This is a genomic window from Candidatus Obscuribacterales bacterium (assembly GCA_036703605.1).
GTDB lineage: Bacteria > Cyanobacteriota > Cyanobacteriia > RECH01 > RECH01 > RECH01.
Map to the genome: position 1 here is coordinate 1 of DATNRH010000916.1, position 1,980 is coordinate 1,980.

The 1,980-nt window shown below is 49.9% G+C and carries 1 protein-coding gene; it reads left to right on the plus strand.

Going from position 1 to position 1,980, the window contains the following annotated elements; genetic code table 11:
- Positions 1 to 14: 14 nt before the first annotated feature.
- On the plus strand, positions 15 to 1,595 hold the full coding sequence (locus V6D20_18770) for a hypothetical protein (GenBank protein HEY9817823.1): 1,581 nt from the start codon (positions 15 to 17) through the stop codon (positions 1,593 to 1,595).
- Positions 1,596 to 1,980: the final 385 nt, after the last annotated feature.

The following is a 1,980-nucleotide window of genomic DNA, read 5'->3' on the forward strand; positions in this document are numbered from 1 at the left end:
TCAGAAGGTCTACTATGACACAACTTCTTGTTCAACTCATCATGGGACTCGGATTAACAGGCGGAATGGCGATCGCCGCCATCCTTCCAGTCCAGGCCCAACAATCTGATATTCCTGTTACGGGTGGACGCTTAATTCTCAATGACACCTCTATCTTTGTCCCTGGGGCGATCGTTAACCTGCCAACGGGGGAGCGTGGGTTTCTGCTACCTGATGGCTCTGTTGTCACCGGCACTCCCGGCAACTTCAATACAGATGACCCTCGCACGTTTGTTTACGACGGCACCGTATCCGACTCCTTGTTGATTCGTACTCGACAGGGTACGATTCCCCTCAACGCCATGTTCCAAGTGTCCACCTTTCCAGTTTTGAGCACAACCCCCAACGGTGTACCGGCGATCGGTGATACAGGATCTGTCTTAGGAACTCTGACATTTCGAGGTTTTACGGCAGCAGGGGAACCCGCCTTTTTCAACAACATTCCCACAGAACTAGAATTTCAAGTCACCGCCCTCACTCCATCTTCCGAAGTCCTGAGAGCCGGAGCTGCTAATGGCGATATTAGTATTGCTAACCCAACAACCGAATATCGAACCTTGCCAACTGTTTTAACAGAATCTGGTTCTGTAGATACCTCTGGGGGCAGCTTTAACGTAGGTCGCTCCACGGCTGTGGTATTTGTCCAACATCAACCTAATGACCCCGTCACAGGCGATCGCGTTGCTCCCGTTGATTTTCCGGGGCTTGGGGCAGATGCGTTCAATATCGAACGCTTTGGTATTACTTATGCTGCAGATATTGAGACTAATTTGACTGGCGGATCCGTCACCGTATCTGACCCACCCGGCTTCGGTACTACAGGCAACACCCCTGCCTTACCTCCCAGTGTTGTCTTCACCCAGCCAGTTATCACCATCGTTCCCCAATTTACGCCCGGTATTTGGAACCCTACAAATCCTTTCTTAGGTGGCAGTCAATTCACACCTGTCTTACCCGACATTTTTGGTGTTGTTTTTGTCTTTGTCAGTGTGCCTAGTGGACTTGTCTTTGATCCACCGATCCTAGCCAGTGCTGATCAAAGTAGCGTTGGTTTTGAGTTTGAAATGACTCCCCGCCCCGTGCCCATTGGTTTAGCTAGCCGTGTCTTTCCCGGTATGTCGGGAGAGCGAATGCGCAACGATTCTATCTTCACAGCAATTACCGAGTTTCCTGAGCATGTTAATGTACGCGATCGCTTTACGGTGATCGTAGAGGGACGAAACCTAGGAGAATTTAGCCCCGGTGATACGGTTGTCTTTAGCGACTATGCTGACCAGCTTGGTGATTTGCTCATAGATGGACAAGGCGTGACTCGTTTTGTGATTGGCGGTATTGAACCTAGCACCGATCTATCCGATCCGCGCATTTTTCCTGTACGACTTGAATTCAATACTGCTAGCGCTAGCTTTGAAATGCGCCCCACGCTCCTAGATGACGCTGTCATTGGCTCTAGCCCAAGCTCTAGTTCGGAGGACATGCTGCAATCGTCGGATGACCCTGTTGATTCATCACCAGAAGAGGCGATCGCCTCTGGAGTTCATACAACTCAACCCTAGCTCATGCTGGCAATGCTCCTAGGTATCCTATCCATCATCAGCATTGCTAGTAGGCATGACGTTCTAGACAGTGCTGTAGACTATCCCATCTGCTTGTATCCCAGGCGTTGCTGAATCTAGGTATGAATCGCAATATCTACCCTCACCTTAGCCTTCTACCCAAAAGGAGATGGGACAAGGATTTTAGCTCCCTTCTCCCTAGGGAGAAGGGTTGAAGATGAGGGCGGTTCATCCTGCTATTCAGCAACGCCGTATCCCGTCTGCTTGGAGTAGGGATTATGTTGTGTAGCTCTTTAAGCGGAATCACTATGCTGATCAAGCCTAGAGGAATGCTCTGGGCTTGATTTTTGATCACATCCGGTGAGACACACCATTCATTTAAGCC